The sequence below is a fragment of the Lachnoclostridium sp. Marseille-P6806 genome, assembly GCF_964238185.1.
Taxonomy (GTDB): Bacteria; Bacillota; Clostridia; order Lachnospirales; family Lachnospiraceae; genus Brotaphodocola.
The window spans coordinates 25,354-40,898 of sequence record NZ_CAXSLG010000012.1; the positions used below are offsets into that span (position 1 = coordinate 25,354).

The 15,545-nt window shown below is 46.8% G+C and carries 16 protein-coding genes and 2 tRNA genes; 17 read left to right on the plus strand and 1 reads right to left on the minus strand.

Annotated elements, in window-relative coordinates; translation table 11 throughout:
- Positions 1 to 80: 80 nt before the first annotated feature.
- The 4 genes from ACESON_RS14120 (at position 81) to ACESON_RS14135 (ending at position 4,012) form a co-directional block, all read left to right on the plus strand.
- On the plus strand, positions 81 to 707 hold the full coding sequence (locus ACESON_RS14120) for an NAD(P)H-dependent oxidoreductase (RefSeq protein WP_177958494.1): 627 nt from the start codon (positions 81 to 83) through the stop codon (positions 705 to 707).
- 447 nt (positions 708 to 1,154) lie between these two features.
- Positions 1,155 to 2,684 carry a ribosomal protection-like ABC-F family protein gene (gene abc-f / locus ACESON_RS14125; RefSeq protein ID WP_373110547.1) on the plus strand — a complete coding sequence of 510 codons (1,530 nt, stop codon included), beginning with the start codon at positions 1,155 to 1,157 and terminating at the stop codon, positions 2,682 to 2,684.
- A 138-nt stretch (positions 2,685 to 2,822) separates the two neighbouring features.
- Positions 2,823 to 3,320, plus strand: coding sequence for a GNAT family N-acetyltransferase (locus ACESON_RS14130; RefSeq protein ID WP_177958492.1), 498 nt, complete (start codon positions 2,823 to 2,825; stop codon positions 3,318 to 3,320).
- Positions 3,321 to 3,409: 89 nt separating this feature from the next.
- On the plus strand, positions 3,410 to 4,012 hold the full coding sequence (locus ACESON_RS14135; protein WP_373110549.1) for an AAA family ATPase: 603 nt from the start codon (positions 3,410 to 3,412) through the stop codon (positions 4,010 to 4,012).
- A gap of 128 nt (positions 4,013 to 4,140) precedes the next feature.
- On the opposite strand, the gene ACESON_RS14140 is transcribed toward ACESON_RS14135, so the two are convergent.
- Entirely contained in the window at positions 4,141 to 4,971 is an 831-nt protein-coding gene (locus tag ACESON_RS14140) for a deoxyribonuclease IV (RefSeq protein WP_177958159.1), read from the minus strand.
- A 163-nt stretch (positions 4,972 to 5,134) separates the two neighbouring features.
- Between ACESON_RS14140 and ACESON_RS14145 the strand changes: the two genes are divergently transcribed.
- From ACESON_RS14145 to ACESON_RS14205, 13 genes are all read left to right on the plus strand, one after another.
- Entirely contained in the window at positions 5,135 to 6,040 is a 906-nt protein-coding gene (locus ACESON_RS14145; RefSeq protein WP_373110551.1) for a DMT family transporter, read from the plus strand.
- A gap of 40 nt (positions 6,041 to 6,080) precedes the next feature.
- Positions 6,081 to 6,974 (plus strand): MurR/RpiR family transcriptional regulator, encoded by an 894-nt coding sequence (locus ACESON_RS14150; protein ID WP_373110552.1) that lies wholly within the window; start codon positions 6,081 to 6,083, stop codon positions 6,972 to 6,974.
- Positions 6,964 to 7,749, plus strand: a complete 786-nt coding sequence (truA, locus tag ACESON_RS14155) for a tRNA pseudouridine(38-40) synthase TruA (RefSeq protein WP_177958157.1) — start codon at positions 6,964 to 6,966, stop codon at positions 7,747 to 7,749. The genes ACESON_RS14150 and truA overlap by 11 nt, the downstream gene beginning before the upstream one ends.
- Entirely contained in the window at positions 7,746 to 8,933 is a 1,188-nt protein-coding gene (locus ACESON_RS14160) for a cation diffusion facilitator family transporter (RefSeq protein WP_177958156.1), read from the plus strand. Before truA ends, ACESON_RS14160 begins: the two co-directional genes overlap by 4 nt.
- A 136-nt stretch (positions 8,934 to 9,069) precedes the next feature.
- The gene (locus ACESON_RS14165) at positions 9,070 to 9,615 is read left to right on the plus strand and encodes an RNA polymerase sigma factor (protein ID WP_373110603.1); all 546 of its coding nucleotides are present in this window, start codon (positions 9,070 to 9,072) and stop codon (positions 9,613 to 9,615) included.
- 6 nt (positions 9,616 to 9,621) lie between these two features.
- Positions 9,622 to 11,169 (plus strand): hypothetical protein, encoded by a 1,548-nt coding sequence (locus tag ACESON_RS14170; RefSeq protein ID WP_373110554.1) that lies wholly within the window; start codon positions 9,622 to 9,624, stop codon positions 11,167 to 11,169.
- 135 nt (positions 11,170 to 11,304) lie between these two features.
- A tRNA-Gln gene (locus ACESON_RS14175) sits at positions 11,305 to 11,376 on the plus strand.
- Between the two features lie 44 nt (positions 11,377 to 11,420).
- Positions 11,421 to 11,492, plus strand: a tRNA-Gln gene (locus ACESON_RS14180).
- A 229-nt stretch (positions 11,493 to 11,721) separates the two neighbouring features.
- Positions 11,722 to 12,564 (plus strand): 5-dehydro-4-deoxy-D-glucuronate isomerase, encoded by an 843-nt coding sequence (gene kduI / locus ACESON_RS14185; protein WP_373110555.1) that lies wholly within the window; start codon positions 11,722 to 11,724, stop codon positions 12,562 to 12,564.
- A gap of 75 nt (positions 12,565 to 12,639) precedes the next feature.
- Positions 12,640 to 13,104: a YhcH/YjgK/YiaL family protein gene (locus ACESON_RS14190; protein ID WP_177958152.1), complete on the plus strand. Its 465-nt coding sequence runs from the start codon at positions 12,640 to 12,642 to the stop codon at positions 13,102 to 13,104.
- A 238-nt stretch (positions 13,105 to 13,342) separates the two neighbouring features.
- Positions 13,343 to 14,074, plus strand: a complete 732-nt coding sequence (locus ACESON_RS14195; RefSeq protein WP_177958151.1) for an acyl-ACP thioesterase domain-containing protein — start codon at positions 13,343 to 13,345, stop codon at positions 14,072 to 14,074.
- Positions 14,075 to 14,099: 25 nt separating this feature from the next.
- The gene (locus tag ACESON_RS14200; protein WP_373110558.1) at positions 14,100 to 14,933 is read left to right on the plus strand and encodes a S1 RNA-binding domain-containing protein; all 834 of its coding nucleotides are present in this window, start codon (positions 14,100 to 14,102) and stop codon (positions 14,931 to 14,933) included.
- A 10-nt stretch (positions 14,934 to 14,943) separates the two neighbouring features.
- Complete coding sequence (locus ACESON_RS14205) at positions 14,944 to 15,528, plus strand: methyltransferase domain-containing protein (protein ID WP_177958149.1); 585 nt, start codon at positions 14,944 to 14,946, stop codon at positions 15,526 to 15,528.
- Positions 15,529 to 15,545: the final 17 nt, after the last annotated feature.

A 15,545-nucleotide genomic window follows, 5' to 3' on the forward strand; every position in this document is an offset into this window, starting at 1 on the left:
CAGGGCGGAAGTTCTGAGGAGAGTTCAGGGCAGAAAAGAATCATGTGAATAAGCGCAGGAAACAGGAAGGGGAATATAAAATGGCAAAGGTATTATTAATTAATGGAAGCAGCAATGAAGAAGGATGTACTTATACAGCTCTCTGCGAGGTGGCAGGGGCTTTGAAAAAGGAAGGGATTGAGGCTGAAATTATCCAGCTGGGAAAAGAAGCAATCCGGGACTGTATTGGCTGCGGCAGCTGCGGAAAGCTGGGTCACTGTGTGTTTGATGATGACATGGTAAATGAAGTGCGCAAAAAAGCGGAGGAGGCAGATGGATTTGTGTTTGGAACACCGGTATATTATGGACATCCCAGCGGACGGATTTTGTCCTTCTTAGATCGCCTGTTTTATTCCGGGAGTAAGGCATTTGCATTTAAACCAGGAGCAGTGGTGGCCTCTGCAAGAAGAGCGGGAACAACAGCCTCTCTCGATGCCCTGAGCAAATATTTTGTCTTTGCAAAAATGCCGGTGGTTTCTTCGAATTACTGGCACATGGTTCACGGAAACAAACCGGAGGAGGTCAGACAGGATCTGGAGGGTCTGCAGATTATGCGGGGAATTGGTCAGAATATGGCCTGGATGATCAAATGTATTGAGGCAGGAAAGGCAGCCGGTATTTCTTATCCGGAAGGAGAGGCCAAGGTAAAGACCAGCTTTATTCGGTAAAAAACGGGATACATAGGCAGAAGTGAATGGGTTGACAGGGAAAGAAAAGTGTGATACATTGACTGACAGATAAAATAGGAAAGGGGTGAGAGGATGAAGTTATGATTTCTGCACAGGCAGCTGCACAAAAAAAGCAACAGGCGGCATTGACCGCTGCTTTTGCTGTGCTTGTTTTGCAGGAACATGATTTCATTCTCTCCCTCTTTTTTTGATGCCCGGATTTCTGGCTGGATGGTTTTTTGCCCGGATTTTTGACGGAAAGTGCGTGCTGAGGCCTGAGCGGCTTTGGCGGTATTTGATTGGGATATCAAAGAAGAAAAGGTTCTGTGTCACATATGGGGATAGTGGGGACAGATAGTGGAGAAAACGATGATTTTGTGGATTCCTGCATGTTTTTTCAGCCAGACGGTGGATAAAGGTCTGGTCTAGCAGGGAGGTATGATAGGAATGTCATTGATACAGGTACAGAATCTTAGTTTTTCTTATGAAGGAAGCAGTGAACCGGTGTTTGACCGGGTATCCTTTCATCTGGATACCAGATGGAGATTAGGGGTTACAGGGCGAAACGGAAAGGGAAAAACGACTTTTTTAAAGCTGTTGTCCGGAGAGCTGGATCACAATGGAGCCATTCAGACACAGGCTGTATGCGATTATTTTCCGTTTTCTGTTCCCCATCCGGAGCTGGATACCTGGCAGATTCTGGATCAGGTGACAGATGGAGAGGCGCAGCTATGGGAGATTCAAAGGGAATTATCTCAGCTTCAGGCAGAGGAAGAGATTTTATACAGGCCCTTTCAGACGCTTTCTAAAGGAGAACAGACGAAGGCGCTCTTGGCGGCTTTGTTTTTGCGGCAGGGACATTTCCTTCTGATTGATGAGCCGACCAATCATCTGGATCAGGAGGCGCGAACGGCGGTAAGCCGGTATTTAAGCAAACGAGAGGGCTTTATTCTTGTGTCCCATGATCGGGCATTTCTGGATGGATGTGTAGATCATATTCTGGCTTTGAACCGACAGGATATTGAGCTTCAGCAGGGGAATTTTTCTTCCTGGTATGAAAACAGAAAACGCCAGGATGCCTTTGAGCAGGCGGAAAACAACCGCCTGAAACGGGATATCCGGCGGCTGGAGGAAGGGGCGCGTCAGTCTGGAAAATGGGCTGATCAGGCGGAGGCTTCAAAAATCGGAAGAAATCCCAAAAAGCAGGAAACCTTTATTGGAACAAGAGCCTATCTGGGTGAAAAATCCCGGAGAATGCAGCAGCAGAGAAAAAATATGGAGCGCCGTCAGGCACGAGCTATTCAGGAGAAAAAGGAACTTCTGAAAAATGTGGAGACAGTGGAGCGTTTGAAGCTGTTTCCTCTTTCCTATCACAGTCAGCGGCTTGTGGTTTTGGAACAGGTTTCTGCCTGTTATGGAAATCCTCCGATACCAGTCAGCGAACCGGTCACTATGGAAATCAGAAATGGAGATAGGATTTGCCTCCGGGGAAAAAATGGATGCGGTAAGTCCAGTCTTTTTCGGTTGATTCTGGGAGAACAAACAGAGGAAGTAGGAAAGATATGGAGGGGATTGGGCCTGAAAATTTCTTATGTTTCTCAGGATACCTCTCATCTTCGGGGAAGTCTGAGAGAGTATGCCAGAGCGTTTCAGGTGGAGGAGCATTTGATTTGTGCTCTGCTGAGAAAGCTGGATTTTTCCAGAGAGCAGCTGGAAAAGCCGCTGGAAGCTTTAAGTCAGGGGCAGAAGAAAAAGGTTTTGATTGCACGGAGTCTCTGTGAACAGGCTCATCTGTATCTATGGGATGAACCGCTGAATTATGTGGATGTGTATTCCAGGATACAGATTCAGGAGCTGATTTTAAAATTTCAGCCTACTATGGTATTTGTAGAGCATGATGCAGAGTTTGCTGATCGGGTAGCAGATCAGATTTTGATGATGAATCCGGCAACAGGGCGCAGCCAGATTAGATCATGATGATGACTTTGGCGGCGGAGAGGAGTCAGAGTGGATGGTTGGCAGAGAACCCAGCAGCGGAGAGGAGTCAGAATAAATTTTAACAAGGAATCGGGAAGAAGACATGATAGAAAGGAACAGGGAGAGAAAGGGGTAATTATGGTTATCAGAAAAACATCCATGGAGGATTTGGAACAGGTGCTTCTCTTGTATCAGGAGGCGCGGCAGTTTATGCAGGATCATGGAAATCCCCATCAGTGGGGACAGTTTTATCCTCCTCGTGAAATCGTGGAGCAGGATATTCGGACTGGGAAAAGCTATGTCTGCGAGGAGGGAGGAAGTCTTCTTGGCACCTTCTATTTTGCTGTGGAAGCAGATCTGGATTACGGAAGGATTTATGAGGGAGAATGGCAGGGAACGGGGGCCTATGGGGTTATGCACCGGGTAGCGGCTCCCGGACGGAAAAAAGGAACAGCCAGCCTTTGTATTGAGTGGTGCCTGAAGGAAAGCGGCGGGGATCTGCGGATTGATACGCACCGGGATAATATCCCCATGCAGAAGCTGCTGGAGAAAAACGGCTTTGTCCAGTGCGGGATTATTCACCTTTCTAACGGAGATGAGCGAATTGCTTATGAGAAAGTTGTGAAAAATTCATAACTTTTGTAGAAATATTGTCTCAAACATGGTAAGATGGTAGTCACACGGATAAGCTGCGTGTGTCTTACGTGAGAGGAGGCAGGGCAATTATGAACAAGGTAATTACAATCAGCCGTGAATTTGGAAGCGGAGGCCGTGAGGTCGGATTCCGTCTGGCACAGAAGCTGGGAATTCCTTTTTATGACAAAGAGATTATTTCCATGGCAGCTGAGGACAGCAATATTGCGGAAGAGGCGTTCCGGGCCAATGACGAGGTCATCGGCAGAAAAGAACGGATTAACCATGATTATGTGTCAGTGAATCCTTTTTCCCCACTGTATGAGATTCCTGTGTCGGATCAGGTATTTCTGGCTCAGTCACAGATGATTCGGAAATTGGAGTGGGCAGGCCCCTGTGTGATTATTGGCCGCTGCTCTGATATTATTGTGGAAAATGGTTTCCATGTGTTTATCTGTGCAGGAATGAAAAAACGGATTGAGCGGATGCAGCGTCTGGAGCCGGATGAGACCGTTAAGAAGCTGGAATCCCGGATGCGGGAGATTGACCGGAAGAGAAGAGATTATTATCAGTATTACAGCGGCAATGAGTGGGGAAATCCCCGTAACTACCATCTGAGTCTGAACAGCGGAAAGCTGGGAATCGAGCGGTGTGTGGATATTATTGCTGAAAGTGTGATGATGATGGAAAAATAAAGGGAATATTTTTGGTGTTAAGGCTGCTGCTCTATAGATGAGTAATCATTTGTGGGGCAGCAGCCTTTTCAGCAGAAAAGTGCCCCTTGCCAAGGACATTAAAGAAACAGAGCTTATATTTTCATTTTTTATTGATAGTTTTCCCGCAGAAGGGCAATTTCAGCGGCATATCCGTCCAGTTCATTGGGGGTTTCCAGGTAAAAGGGAAGCTTTCGCAGGGCCGGATGATTAATGATGCGAATCAGAGCTTCTTTTCCGATATATCCTTCTCCGATACGGGCGTGACGATCCTTGTGAGCGCCCAACGGATTCAGGCTGTCGTTTAGATGAATGGCTTTCAGGCGAGAGAGGCCGATAACTCGGTCAAATTCGGTAAGAACCTCATCAAGATGATTTACAATATCATAGCCGCCGTCCCATACATGACAGGTATCCAGACAGACACCCATATGATCAGACAGAGTGACCCGATCAAGGATTTCTCGAAGCTCTTCAAAGGAGCGGCCGATTTCGCTGCCTTTTCCAGCCATGGTTTCCAGCAACACAGTAGTGGTCTGGTCAGGCTTTAAAATTGCATTCAGCATATCGGAAATATAGGTAATTCCGATTTCTACGCCCTGCTTTACATGACTGCCGGGATGGAAGTTGTAACAGTTTCCGGGAGTGTATTCCATGCGGGCCAGATCGTCGGCCATAGTGGCGCGGGCGAATTCCCGCAGATGTTCGTCTGCGGAACAGGCATTGAGCGTATAGGGGGCATGGGCCAGAATCCGGGTAATGTTGTGTTCAGCCGCAAAGGCAAGATAAGCCTCCACATCAGAGGGAACAATGGCTTTGGCATTTCCTCCCCTGGGATTGCGGGTGAAAAACTGAAAGGTATTGGCATTTATTTTTACAGCGTCCTTTCCCATAGCAAGATAGCCCTTGGAGGAGGACAGGTGACATCCAACAGTAAGCATATGATTTCCTTTCAAAAACGTATTGAGAACATGGGGGTTCTGAATAGTTACTATACCCTAGACCAGCTAAAAAGTAAAGGGAGACTTTTTCTATAAAGTATGCTAGAATATGCCGTATTGAGGTTTTCCGGAAGGAACCAAAAAAGAGTATGGGAGAGAAAAAATGAACAGTAACAACAGAAAAAAAGATAATGCAGTCAGAGGAATGTTTCTGACGCTGGTGGGTGGAACCTTGTGGGGATTTTCCGGCACCTGCGGTCAGTTCCTGATGCAGACCAAGGGAGTGACCTCCAACTGGCTGGTGCCTATCCGCCTGCTTCTGGCTGGTGCTTTGCTTTTGTTTATCTGCTGGCTCAAAGATGGAAGAGGGATTTTTCGGATCTGGATTCAGGATGCGGCTTCTATTCTGATTTTTGGAATTCTCGGTATGAGCATGTGCCAGTATACCTATTTTACGGCGATTGGCGCCTCCAATGCAGGGACGGCAACGGTTCTTCAGTATATCGGGCCGGTTCTGATTTTGATTTATCTGTCTTTGAGGAACAGAAAGCCGCCTCGTCCGGTGGAGCTTCTGGCGATTATTCTGGCGGTTGCAGGAACCTTTCTTCTGGCTACCCATGGCCGTCCGGGAAGTATGGTTCTTTCGAGAACAGCTTTGTTTTGGGGACTGTTATCGGCAGTAGCGCTGGCTGTCTATACCGTACAGCCGGGACGTCTGCTGAATGAATACGGTTCTGCTGTGGTAACGGCCTGGGGAATGCTGATTGGAGGCATTATGCTCTGCTGTATTTTCCACCCCTGGACCATTCCTGTGGAGACGGACAGCCAGGTGGTGCTGGGCATGGCTGTGATTATTCTTGTGGGAACAGTAATTGCTTTTTCCTGTTACATGGAAGGAATCCGCTGTGTAGGAGCAAAAAAAGGAAGCCTCTATGCGTCTGTGGAGCCGGTTTCAGCTACGGTATTTTCTGTTATCTGGATGCATGTCAGCTTTGGCTTGATGGATCTGATTGGCTTTGCCTGTATTATTTCAACGATTTTTCTGCTTGCCCTTGATAAGAAGGAATAGTATAATGAAATAATATTACATAAAAATGGAGTTGTGAGAAATGAATGGGAATCAAAGTGTTGTAGGAGCGATCTGTTCCTCCTACGATTCTTATTTTGAAGCAGAAAAGAAAATAGCAGACTGCATTATTGAGCGAAAAGAGGAGGTTGTGGATATGACAGTGGCGGAGCTGGCCAGAGCCAGCAAAACCAGTGATGCCACAGTCTCCCGTTTCTGCAGAAGGTGTGGATTTAAAGGCTTTCATCACCTGAAGATGTCTCTGGCCCGGGAAGTGATGGAGGAAAAAAATAACGGAGTTCAGGTATCCAACGATATCAGCCGGGATGATATCAGCCAGTCTCTGCAGAATATTCTTGCTAACAAAATTGCCGAGCTGACCCAGACGGTTTCCATGATGGATGCCAAAAATCTGGAAAAGATTCTCCGTCTGATTGAGCGGGCTTCTACGGTTCAGGTGGCAGCGGTGGGAAATACGGTGCCGGTAGCCTTGGATTTTACATTTAAGCTGAACCAGCTGGGCATTCGCGCAGTTTCAGGAACTATTTGGGAAACCCAGATGGCCTATACTCTGACATTGACAAAGAATGATGTGGTGATTCTGATTTCCAATTCCGGCACATCAAGGCGTTTGGTGACTCTGGCAAAAGGGGCCAGGGAGAATGGCTGCCAGGTGATTGCCATTACCAACAACGGAGATTCGCCTGTAGCCAAGGAAGCAGATTATGTTCTGATTACAGCAACGAGAGAAAAGCTGTTGTTAGAGGATTTCTGTTTTTCCCGGGTTCCGGCCACTATGGTTGCGGAGATTTTATATCTTCTTCTGGAGTCTGGCCGTCCAGGCTCAAAAGAAACAATCCGGAGGCATGAGCTGTCGATTGCGGATGATAAAAATGTTTCGGATATTCCGGAAAGGATCAAGGAAAATGAACCGTAATTTTAAAATGGTGCTTCAATATGAGGGAACCAGATACAATGGATGGCAGAAGCAGGGCAATACTTCAGACACCATTCAAGGAAAGCTGGAGCAGATTCTGGAACGAATGGCAGGAGAGCCGGTGGAGGTGCAGGGCTCCGGACGCACAGATGCAGGCGTACATGCGGCAGGGCAGACTGCCAATTTCCGGATCTCTGAGGAATTCTTCCGCAGCAGAGGGCTTTTTAGGCAGGAGGAAGCCTATCTGAAGTCTTATCTGAACCGCTATCTGCCGGATGATATTGGCGTGCTGTCAGTAGAAGAGGTGCCGGAGCGGTTTCACAGCCGTCTCAGTGCCGAAAGGAAAACCTACTGCTATCAGATTGAAACAGGAGAGAAGCAGGATGTGTTTCAGCGGCGGCTCAGTTATCATCTGGGACGTTCACTGGATACAGAGGTTATGAGACTGGCAGCAGAGAGGCTTTGCGGCACTCATGATTTCCGAAGCTTCTGCGGAAACAGGAAAATGAAAAAATCTACGGTTCGTACCTTGTATTCGGTAGATATCTGTCAGAAACCAGGCAGCAGCCTGGTGACGCTTTCCTTTACGGGAAACGGTTTTCTGCAGAATATGGTACGGATTCTGACTGGAACATTAATAGAAATCGGACTGGGAGAGAGAGACTGGAGAACTGTGGACGATATTTTGCGTGCAAAGGATCGTCAGGCTGCAGGATTTACAGCTCCGGCAGAGGGGCTGTGTCTGGTCCAGGTAATTTATGAGGAAATGAAATGACAGATTTACTGGTAAAATTATTTGTAAAAGATTATGAACAGACGGAGAATCTGCAGGTACGCACCCGCTACGGGCTTTTGTCCGGCATGGTGGGAATCTGCTGTAATGTGCTCCTATTTTTGGCAAAGCTTTTTACAGGAATGATGATTAACAGCATTTCTGTTATGGCAGATGCTTTTAACAACCTTTCAGATGCGGCTTCCTCCATTATCAGCTTTGTGGGTGTGAAGATGTCTGAGAAGCCGGCAGATAAGGAGCATCCTTTTGGACATGGGCGGATTGAATATATATCCGCCTTTATTGTGGCCTTTCTGGTTATCCAGGTGGGATTTTCTTTGTTTAAATCTTCTCTGGGAAAGCTGTTTCACCCGGAGGAGCTGAGTTTTAGCCTGATTTCAGTAGGAATTCTGGGGCTGACAGTGGCGGTGAAGCTGTGGATGTGCCTGTTTAACCGCAAACTGGGAAAACGGATTCAGTCTTCTGTCATGCTGGCAACGGCAGCGGATTCTCTGGGAGATACCGGGGCAACAGCGGCAACAATTTTTTCCATTGTAGTGTATGGCGTCTGGCATGTGAATATTGATGGACTTGTGGGCATTGCTGTATCGATTCTGGTTATGATTGCCGGGATTAACATTGCAAAGGATACGCTGGCTCCTTTGATCGGGGAAGCTATTGATCCGGAAATCTACCAGAAAATTACGGGGTTTGTGGAGCAGTATGATGGCATTATTGGAAGTCACGATCTGATTGTACACAATTATGGTCCGGGCAGGAGCATGGCTTCTATTCACGCAGAGGTTCCCAGCAATGTGGAAATTGGAAAATCCCACGCAGTTGTGGATCAGATTGAGCGGGATGCCCAGAAAAAGCTGGGGATATTTCTTGTGATTCACATGGATCCGGTAGATGCGGATAATCCCATGACAGCAGAGTTAAAGAAAATGGTTGAGGAGATCCTTGCCGGACTGGATGAGCGCCTGAGTCTTCATGATTTCCGGATTGTAGATGCAGGAAACCAGATTAATATTATTTTTGATCTGGTAGTGCCCCGGGAATATACAAAAGCAAGGCAGGATGAATTAAAACAGAAGATCTATCAGAGAATAAGGGAGCAGGACAGCCGGTATTTTTGTGTGATTACTGCGGAATGCTCCTTCCAGCAGGAAAAACCGGTAAAATAAAGGAACAGAATCCACATAAGGCGGACGCCGAAAACTTCTTGTCCGCTGTAAGTGGGCAAGAAGCTGCAAAGCGGAACAGTTACAAAATAAATGTACCAGTTTCATGCAATAAGAACGAGAATTTTTGCATTAAACGATCAGAAAGGGAATTCGATTGAGCAACGAAGAGCTTTTAAGGCGTGTCAGTTTGGGGGACAGGGAGGCATTTTTGCTTCTCTACCAGAACACGGACAGAACCGTATACAGTTTTATATTGTCAATAATGAAGAATCCCCAGGATGCGGAAGAAGTGATGCAGGAGACCTATATGAAAATATGGACTTCTGCATCTTCTTATCAGTCCCAGGGCAAGCCTCTGGCCTGGATATTTACCATAGCAAGAAATCTTTGCTATATGAAGTTTCGTGACCAGAAGCATAGGGCAGATATGGGGCTGGAGGAGCTGACCGGGGAAGAAACCGGTGAACTCTGCCTTCCTCTGGAAAACCTGGCAGATGCCATGGCTCTGCGGGCAGCTCTGGAGCTTTTAAAGGAGGATGAGCGGCAGATTGTGCTTCTCCATGCCTCAGCAGGTCTAAAACACAGGGAGATTGCGGCATCTCTTGGTATGCCTCTGGCCACTGTGCTTTCCAAATACAACCGGTCAATCAAAAAACTGAAACAGAATTTAAGGGAGGAGTGACTGCAGATGAAGCAGAGATCGGATCAGGATCAATGGAATAAAGAGCAGATAGAAATTCATCTGAAATCAGCTGTGGATACACTTACTCCGGATATTTTTGAGAAGCTGGATTTGTCTGTTCCGCAGGAAAATGAGGAAGCAGTAAAAGAGAGGCAGGAGACAAAAAAAGGCGGCGTCATTTTGTTTCTGAGCCAGATGAGAGGCGCGGCTCTGGGAGCTGCGGCCAGTCTTTGTCTTTTGATGACAGGAGGCGGAGCCTGGTATTATCAGTATGAGAACCGTCAGATAGACTCAGTGATTGGAATTGATGTCAATCCCAGTGTGGAGCTTTCGATTAACAGGAGAGAGCGGGTATTAAAGGCAGAGGCCCTGAATGAAGATGGAAATCAGATTCTGTCAGATATGGAACTGAAGGGAGTAGATTTGAATGTGGCTGTGAATGCAGTTGTAGGCTCTATGGTAACTCACGGCTACTTGGATGATCTGGACAATGCGATTTTAGTGACAGTGAGCAATGACAGCATGACCAGGGCCTCAGCTCTGCGCAGCAGTGTGGTGGGAAACATTGAAAAAACCCTGGAGGAAAATCAGGTTCAGGCTGTTGTCTATGATCAGCAGGCGGTAGAGAATGATGAGATCGAGGATCTGGCAAAGCAGTATAAGATTTCTTATGGTAAGGCATATTTTCTCAAGGAACTGATTGAGTCAAATCCAGATTTGGCTATGAAGGATATGGAGTGGCTGTCTGCCATAACGATGGAGGAGCTGGCAGAATGGATCGGGAAAGACTTCCCGGCTTCTGTGGAAGAAACGGAGGTAAGCAGGGAAACGGAGACATCTGCCGAATCGGAAACGGAGACATTGGTACCGGAAACGCCGGAAGCAGAGTTACCAGAACAGACCCAGACATCGGGCGGGGAAGAGAAGGAGTCTGTGACAGAAGATCAGAATGTGATTGTGGCCCCATCTCCTTCAGAAGAAAATGCGGAAGAGGAGCTGGTGGAGATCGATTATGTTGATTATGAAGATAACCGGATTTTCGTATATTTTGTAACCTATGTAGACTGGAAAAATCCTACGGTTCTGGTAAAGGATGAGGATGGCAGCCGGTATGCGGCGTTGGTAGAAGAAACAGCGAAGGATGAGTGTGTGATTTTTGCAGAAGGTCTGGAAGGCGGAAAGAATTACACCTTTGTGCTGGGAGGGCTGACGCCCCGCGGAGAAAACCGTGCCTCCTCTGTAACCGGATATTTTAAGGTTCCGGAGATTTCTGAACAGCTGGAAGAGGAGGAGCAGGAGGAATCCCAGGAAGAGGAAACGTCTTCAGAGGAGACGGAAGAGGCCTTGGGAGAAGAGGAAACCCTTCCTGAGGAAACAGAAGAATCTTCTGAAGAAGGTGAAAGCACTTCTGGGGAAGAGGAGGAAACATCTGGAGAGGGAAGCGAGACTTCAGGGGAAACGGAAGGAGCTTTTGAGGAGTTGGAAGAAGCCTTTGAAGAAAAGGGTAAGGTTTCCGGGCAGCAGAAGGAAGTATCAGAAGAGAGCAGGATTTAATCTGGCAGGAGGGAACTTCTGAATAAAAGTTGGAAAATTTGCCAGATGTTCCATGAATTTTGCGAAAATATAAAAAAGTAAAAAAGTACTTGACCGCAACGAATATTTCATGTATAATGACTTTCGTTGCAGTGATGGGCTATCGCCAAATGGTAAGGCAACGGACTCTGACTCCGTCATTTCAAGGTTCGAATCCTTGTAGCCCAGCTTATCCGGTTTTCGGATACAGGTTTTACAATTTTATATGGTATTGGGCTATCGCCAAATGGTAAGGCAACGGACTCTGACTCCGTCATTTCAAGGTTCGAATCCTTGTAGCCCAGCTTCTGTACAGTCCGGTTTCTGTTAGAGATTCCGGGCTGTTTTTTTGTCATAGGACGTAATTTCCCGTGACATAAAAACACTTCGCAGGTTTTAGCCAGAATGTTCAGAATCTGCCTCCTTTTTTCGGGAAATTGTTCTATTGCATATTTTCTGAAATCACTTATAATGGTAAACAGATAGGACTGTTTGATCTTGTCAGAAAATGAAATGTATGGAGGATTGATACACATGGATATTCGTTATTCCGCAAATCAGAAAGATTTTAAGCGCTATACTACAGAGGAAACCAGAAAAGAATTCCTGATTGAAAATCTTTATGTTGCGAATGAAATAGTAGCAGTATACTCTCACGTTGATCGTATGGTAACTTTGGGCTGTATGCCTACCACCGAGACTGTTTCCATTGATAAGGGTATTGATGTATGGAAAAATTTCGGAACGCACTACCTGCTGGAGAGAAGAGAGATCGGTATTTTCAACATCGGCGGTGCAGGAACCATCGTAGCAGACGGCGAGACCTTCAAGATGGGATATAAGGACTGTCTGTACATTACCAAGGGAACCAAGGAGGTTACCTTTGCCAGTGATGACGTAGCAAATCCGGCTAAGTTTTACATGGTAAGTGCTCCGGCTCACAAGGCATGCAAGACCACCTTTATCTCTATTAATGATGCAGCAAAGAAGCCATTAGGCGCTATGGAGACCTCCAATAAGAGAACCATCAACCAGTTTATTCATCCGTCTGTACTGGAGACCTGCCAGCTGTCTATGGGTATGACTGTGCTGGAGCCAGGCAGTGTATGGAACACCATGCCGTCTCACACCCATGAGAGAAGAATGGAGATCTATATGTACTTTGAGATTCCGGAGAACAACGTAGTATTCCATATGATGGGTGAGGGAAATGAGACCCGCCACATTGTAATGCAGAATGAGCAGGCTGTTATCAGCCCGTCCTGGAGTATTCATTCCGGCGCAGGTACCAGCAACTATACTTTCATCTGGGCTATGGGCGGCGAGAATCAGGAATTCGACGACATGGATGTGATTCCGACCACTGAGCTGAGATAAGAGCAGTTCATCAGAAATATACAGTGCCAGACGAAGAGGCTGACACAGGAATATGAAACAGAGGAGGATGCTATCATGATTTTTGATCAGGCAAAGAATTTGGATTTTTATCGCAATCTGGGAATTGAAGGACGTTATGCAAAGGCAGTGGACTGGCTGAAGAGTCAGGATCTGGCTTCTCTGGAAAACGGCAAATATGAAATTGACGGCAAGATGGTTTATGCCAATGTTATGAGCTACACAACAATTCCGTGGGAGGAAGCAAAGTTTGAGGCTCATGAGAATTATACAGATATTCAGTACATTATCGAGGGTCAGGAAACCATGACCTACGCTCCGGTTGAGGATCTGACAGTGAAGACTCCGTACAATCCGGAAAAGGATGTTGTGATTTTCGACAACAGCAATCCTGGTCTGAAGGTGGTTGTAAAAGCCGGCGAGTATATGATTTTCAATCCCTGGGACGGCCATAAGCCCAAAGCAGCAGCAGGCGAGCCTTCTCCGATTAAAAAAGTAGTTGTTAAAATTTGCGAAAAGTAAAACAAATCAGACAATTTTAAATAGGAGCCGGAATTTTTCCGGCTCCTCGCTTATTTTCTGCCTGTAAAATCATAACCGTCCCGCTGTACAAAGAGCCAGACAGGAAAAAATGGTGAAAGCAGGAAGCTGCATGGCTGAATTGTTATATAAAATCAGGCCGCACAGATAAAAAACAGTTGTGATTCCGCAAGGAATATGAGATAATAGCAGGAAATGAGTTAATAACACAGGAGAAATCATGTATTCGTTTGAAAGCAGGATCCGCTACAGTGAGGTGGATCAGAATCAGGAGCTGTCTGTAACAGGGATTATCAACTACCTGCAGGACTGCTCTACCTTTCAGTCAGAAGACCTGAATCTTGGCATTACATATCTCCAGGAGCATCACCGCGCATGGTGGCTGTCTTCCTGGCAGATTGTGATAGAGAGGTATCCAAGACTGGGAGAGGAGATTGTTGTCAGTACCTGGCCTTATGATTTTAAAGGGATTTATGGATACCGCAATTTTACCATTTGCGATAAAAAGGGAAATTATCTGGTTAAGGCCAATTCCATCTGGTTTTTCTTTGATACAGAAGCAGGACGTCCGGTTCGCGCTCAGGAGAGTGATATCCGAGGCTATGGAAGCGGGGAGGAAAAGCGGTTGGAGATGGACTATGCGCCCAGGAGAATCCTTATTCCGGAAAATGCGGTGAAGATGCCGGTGATTACAGTGCTGCCCCACCACATTGACACGAACCGCCATGTAAACAATGCCCAATATGTGGCCATTGCCAGGGAGGCGCTTCCGGAGGATATTCGTATCCGGGAGCTGCGGGTAGAGTATAAGAAGGCAGCAGTGCAGGGAGATGAGATGATTCCCTGTATCAGCCGAGAGGGAAGCGATTATACGGTAGCCCTCTGTGACAGAGAAGGAACGGCCTATGCAGTTGTCTGGATGAAGGCCGAAAGCGAAGGACCACGGTTGTGAAGGAACAGCCAGAAAGAGAGTATATATGATAGAATTAGGAAAAGTTCAGACCCTGACAGTACAGAGAGAGAAAGACTTCGGTGTATATATGGGAGAGCCGGGAGATGAAAAGCGTGCAGTTCTTCTTCCCCGGAAACAGGTTCCCGAAGGAACAAAGGTAGGAGACAGCCTGGAGGTATTTGTCTACAAGGATTCCGAGGATCGCCTGATTGCCACTTCCGGAAAGCCCAAGCTTCAGGTAGGAGAGACGGCAGTGCTGACTGTTAAAGATGTAGTAAAGATCGGCGCTTTCCTGGATATGGGACTGGAAAAGGATCTTTTGCTTCCTTTTAAGGAGCAGAATCATAGGGTACGTCCCGGAGAGGAATGTCTTGTGGCTCTCTATATTGATAAGAGCGGACGTCTGGCTGCTACCATGAATGTATATTCCTATATGAGCGCAGAGTCTCCTTATCAGAAGGATGACTGGGTAAAGGGTGTGATTTATGAAATCAGCGAAACCCTGGGCGCCTTTGTAGCTGTGGATAATCGGTACTACGGTCTGATTCCCAAGAAGGAGCTTTATGGCAATTATCATCCTGGAGATTTGGTGGAAGCCCGGGTTATGAAGGTCAGAGAGGATGGAAAGCTGGATTTGTCTCCCCGTCAGAAGGCCTATATGCAGATGGATGAGGATGCGCAGCTGGTTTTGAAGGTGATTGATGAATTTGACGGAGTTCTTCCATTCAATGACAAGGCAAGACCAGAAACCATTCAGAGAGAGTTTCAGATGAGCAAGAATGCATTTAAGCGGGCGGTAGGACGCCTGTTGAAAGAAAATAAAATCCGGATTACGGAAAAAACCATTGAGAGAATATAGGAGGAGCCAATTGGACACGATAGGATACTACAATAAATATGCATCCGCAATTTTTGAACAGACAGTGGAGCAGGATATGGAGGAGCAGAGGAAAACCTTTACGGAGTATCTGGAAGAGGGCGATACGATTCTGGATCTTGGGTGCGGCTCTGGACGTGACAGCCTGGCCTTTTATGAACAGGGCTTCGATGTGACCCCTCTGGATGCCTCTGAGGAAATGTGCAAGCTGGCAGAGATTCATACAGGCCTGGAGGTCTTGAATATGGCCTACGAGGATATGGAGTTCGATGAGGTTTTTGACGGAGTCTGGGGCAATGAAGCGCTGATCCATGTGCCGGAGGATGAGATCGACAGTGTAATGGAGAGGGTGATTGAAGCACTCTGTCAGGGCGGAATTCTCTACCTTTCTTTCCAGGAGGGAGATTTTGAGGGAATTCAGAACGGTCGATACTTCTGCCAGTATACACAGGAAAAGCTGGAACGGCTTCTGAAAGAAACCGGCCGCCTGGAGATCCAGAAGATCTGGGTGACAGATGGAAATGGACATGATGAGGACGAGCATCTGATCCATGTCCTGGCAAAGAAGATATCCTGACCGGTTCCTCAGAAAGG

Coding starts and splice junctions, on each gene's coding strand:
- ACESON_RS14200 (WP_373110558.1), top strand. CDS start 14,100: ATGATAGAATTAGGAAAAGTTCAGACCCTGACAGTACAGAGAGAGAAA.
- ACESON_RS14140 (WP_177958159.1), bottom strand. CDS start 4,971: ATGCTTACTGTTGGATGTCACCTGTCCTCCTCCAAGGGCTATCTTGCT.
- ACESON_RS14150 (WP_373110552.1), top strand. CDS start 6,081: ATGAATGGGAATCAAAGTGTTGTAGGAGCGATCTGTTCCTCCTACGAT.
- ACESON_RS14170 (WP_373110554.1), top strand. CDS start 9,622: ATGAAGCAGAGATCGGATCAGGATCAATGGAATAAAGAGCAGATAGAA.
- truA (WP_177958157.1), top strand. CDS start 6,964: ATGAACCGTAATTTTAAAATGGTGCTTCAATATGAGGGAACCAGATAC.
- abc-f (WP_373110547.1), top strand. CDS start 1,155: ATGTCATTGATACAGGTACAGAATCTTAGTTTTTCTTATGAAGGAAGC.
- ACESON_RS14120 (WP_177958494.1), top strand. CDS start 81: ATGGCAAAGGTATTATTAATTAATGGAAGCAGCAATGAAGAAGGATGT.
- ACESON_RS14130 (WP_177958492.1), top strand. CDS start 2,823: ATGGTTATCAGAAAAACATCCATGGAGGATTTGGAACAGGTGCTTCTC.
- ACESON_RS14135 (WP_373110549.1), top strand. CDS start 3,410: ATGAACAAGGTAATTACAATCAGCCGTGAATTTGGAAGCGGAGGCCGT.
- ACESON_RS14190 (WP_177958152.1), top strand. CDS start 12,640: ATGATTTTTGATCAGGCAAAGAATTTGGATTTTTATCGCAATCTGGGA.
- ACESON_RS14195 (WP_177958151.1), top strand. CDS start 13,343: ATGTATTCGTTTGAAAGCAGGATCCGCTACAGTGAGGTGGATCAGAAT.
- kduI (WP_373110555.1), top strand. CDS start 11,722: ATGGATATTCGTTATTCCGCAAATCAGAAAGATTTTAAGCGCTATACT.
- ACESON_RS14145 (WP_373110551.1), top strand. CDS start 5,135: ATGAACAGTAACAACAGAAAAAAAGATAATGCAGTCAGAGGAATGTTT.
- ACESON_RS14160 (WP_177958156.1), top strand. CDS start 7,746: ATGACAGATTTACTGGTAAAATTATTTGTAAAAGATTATGAACAGACG.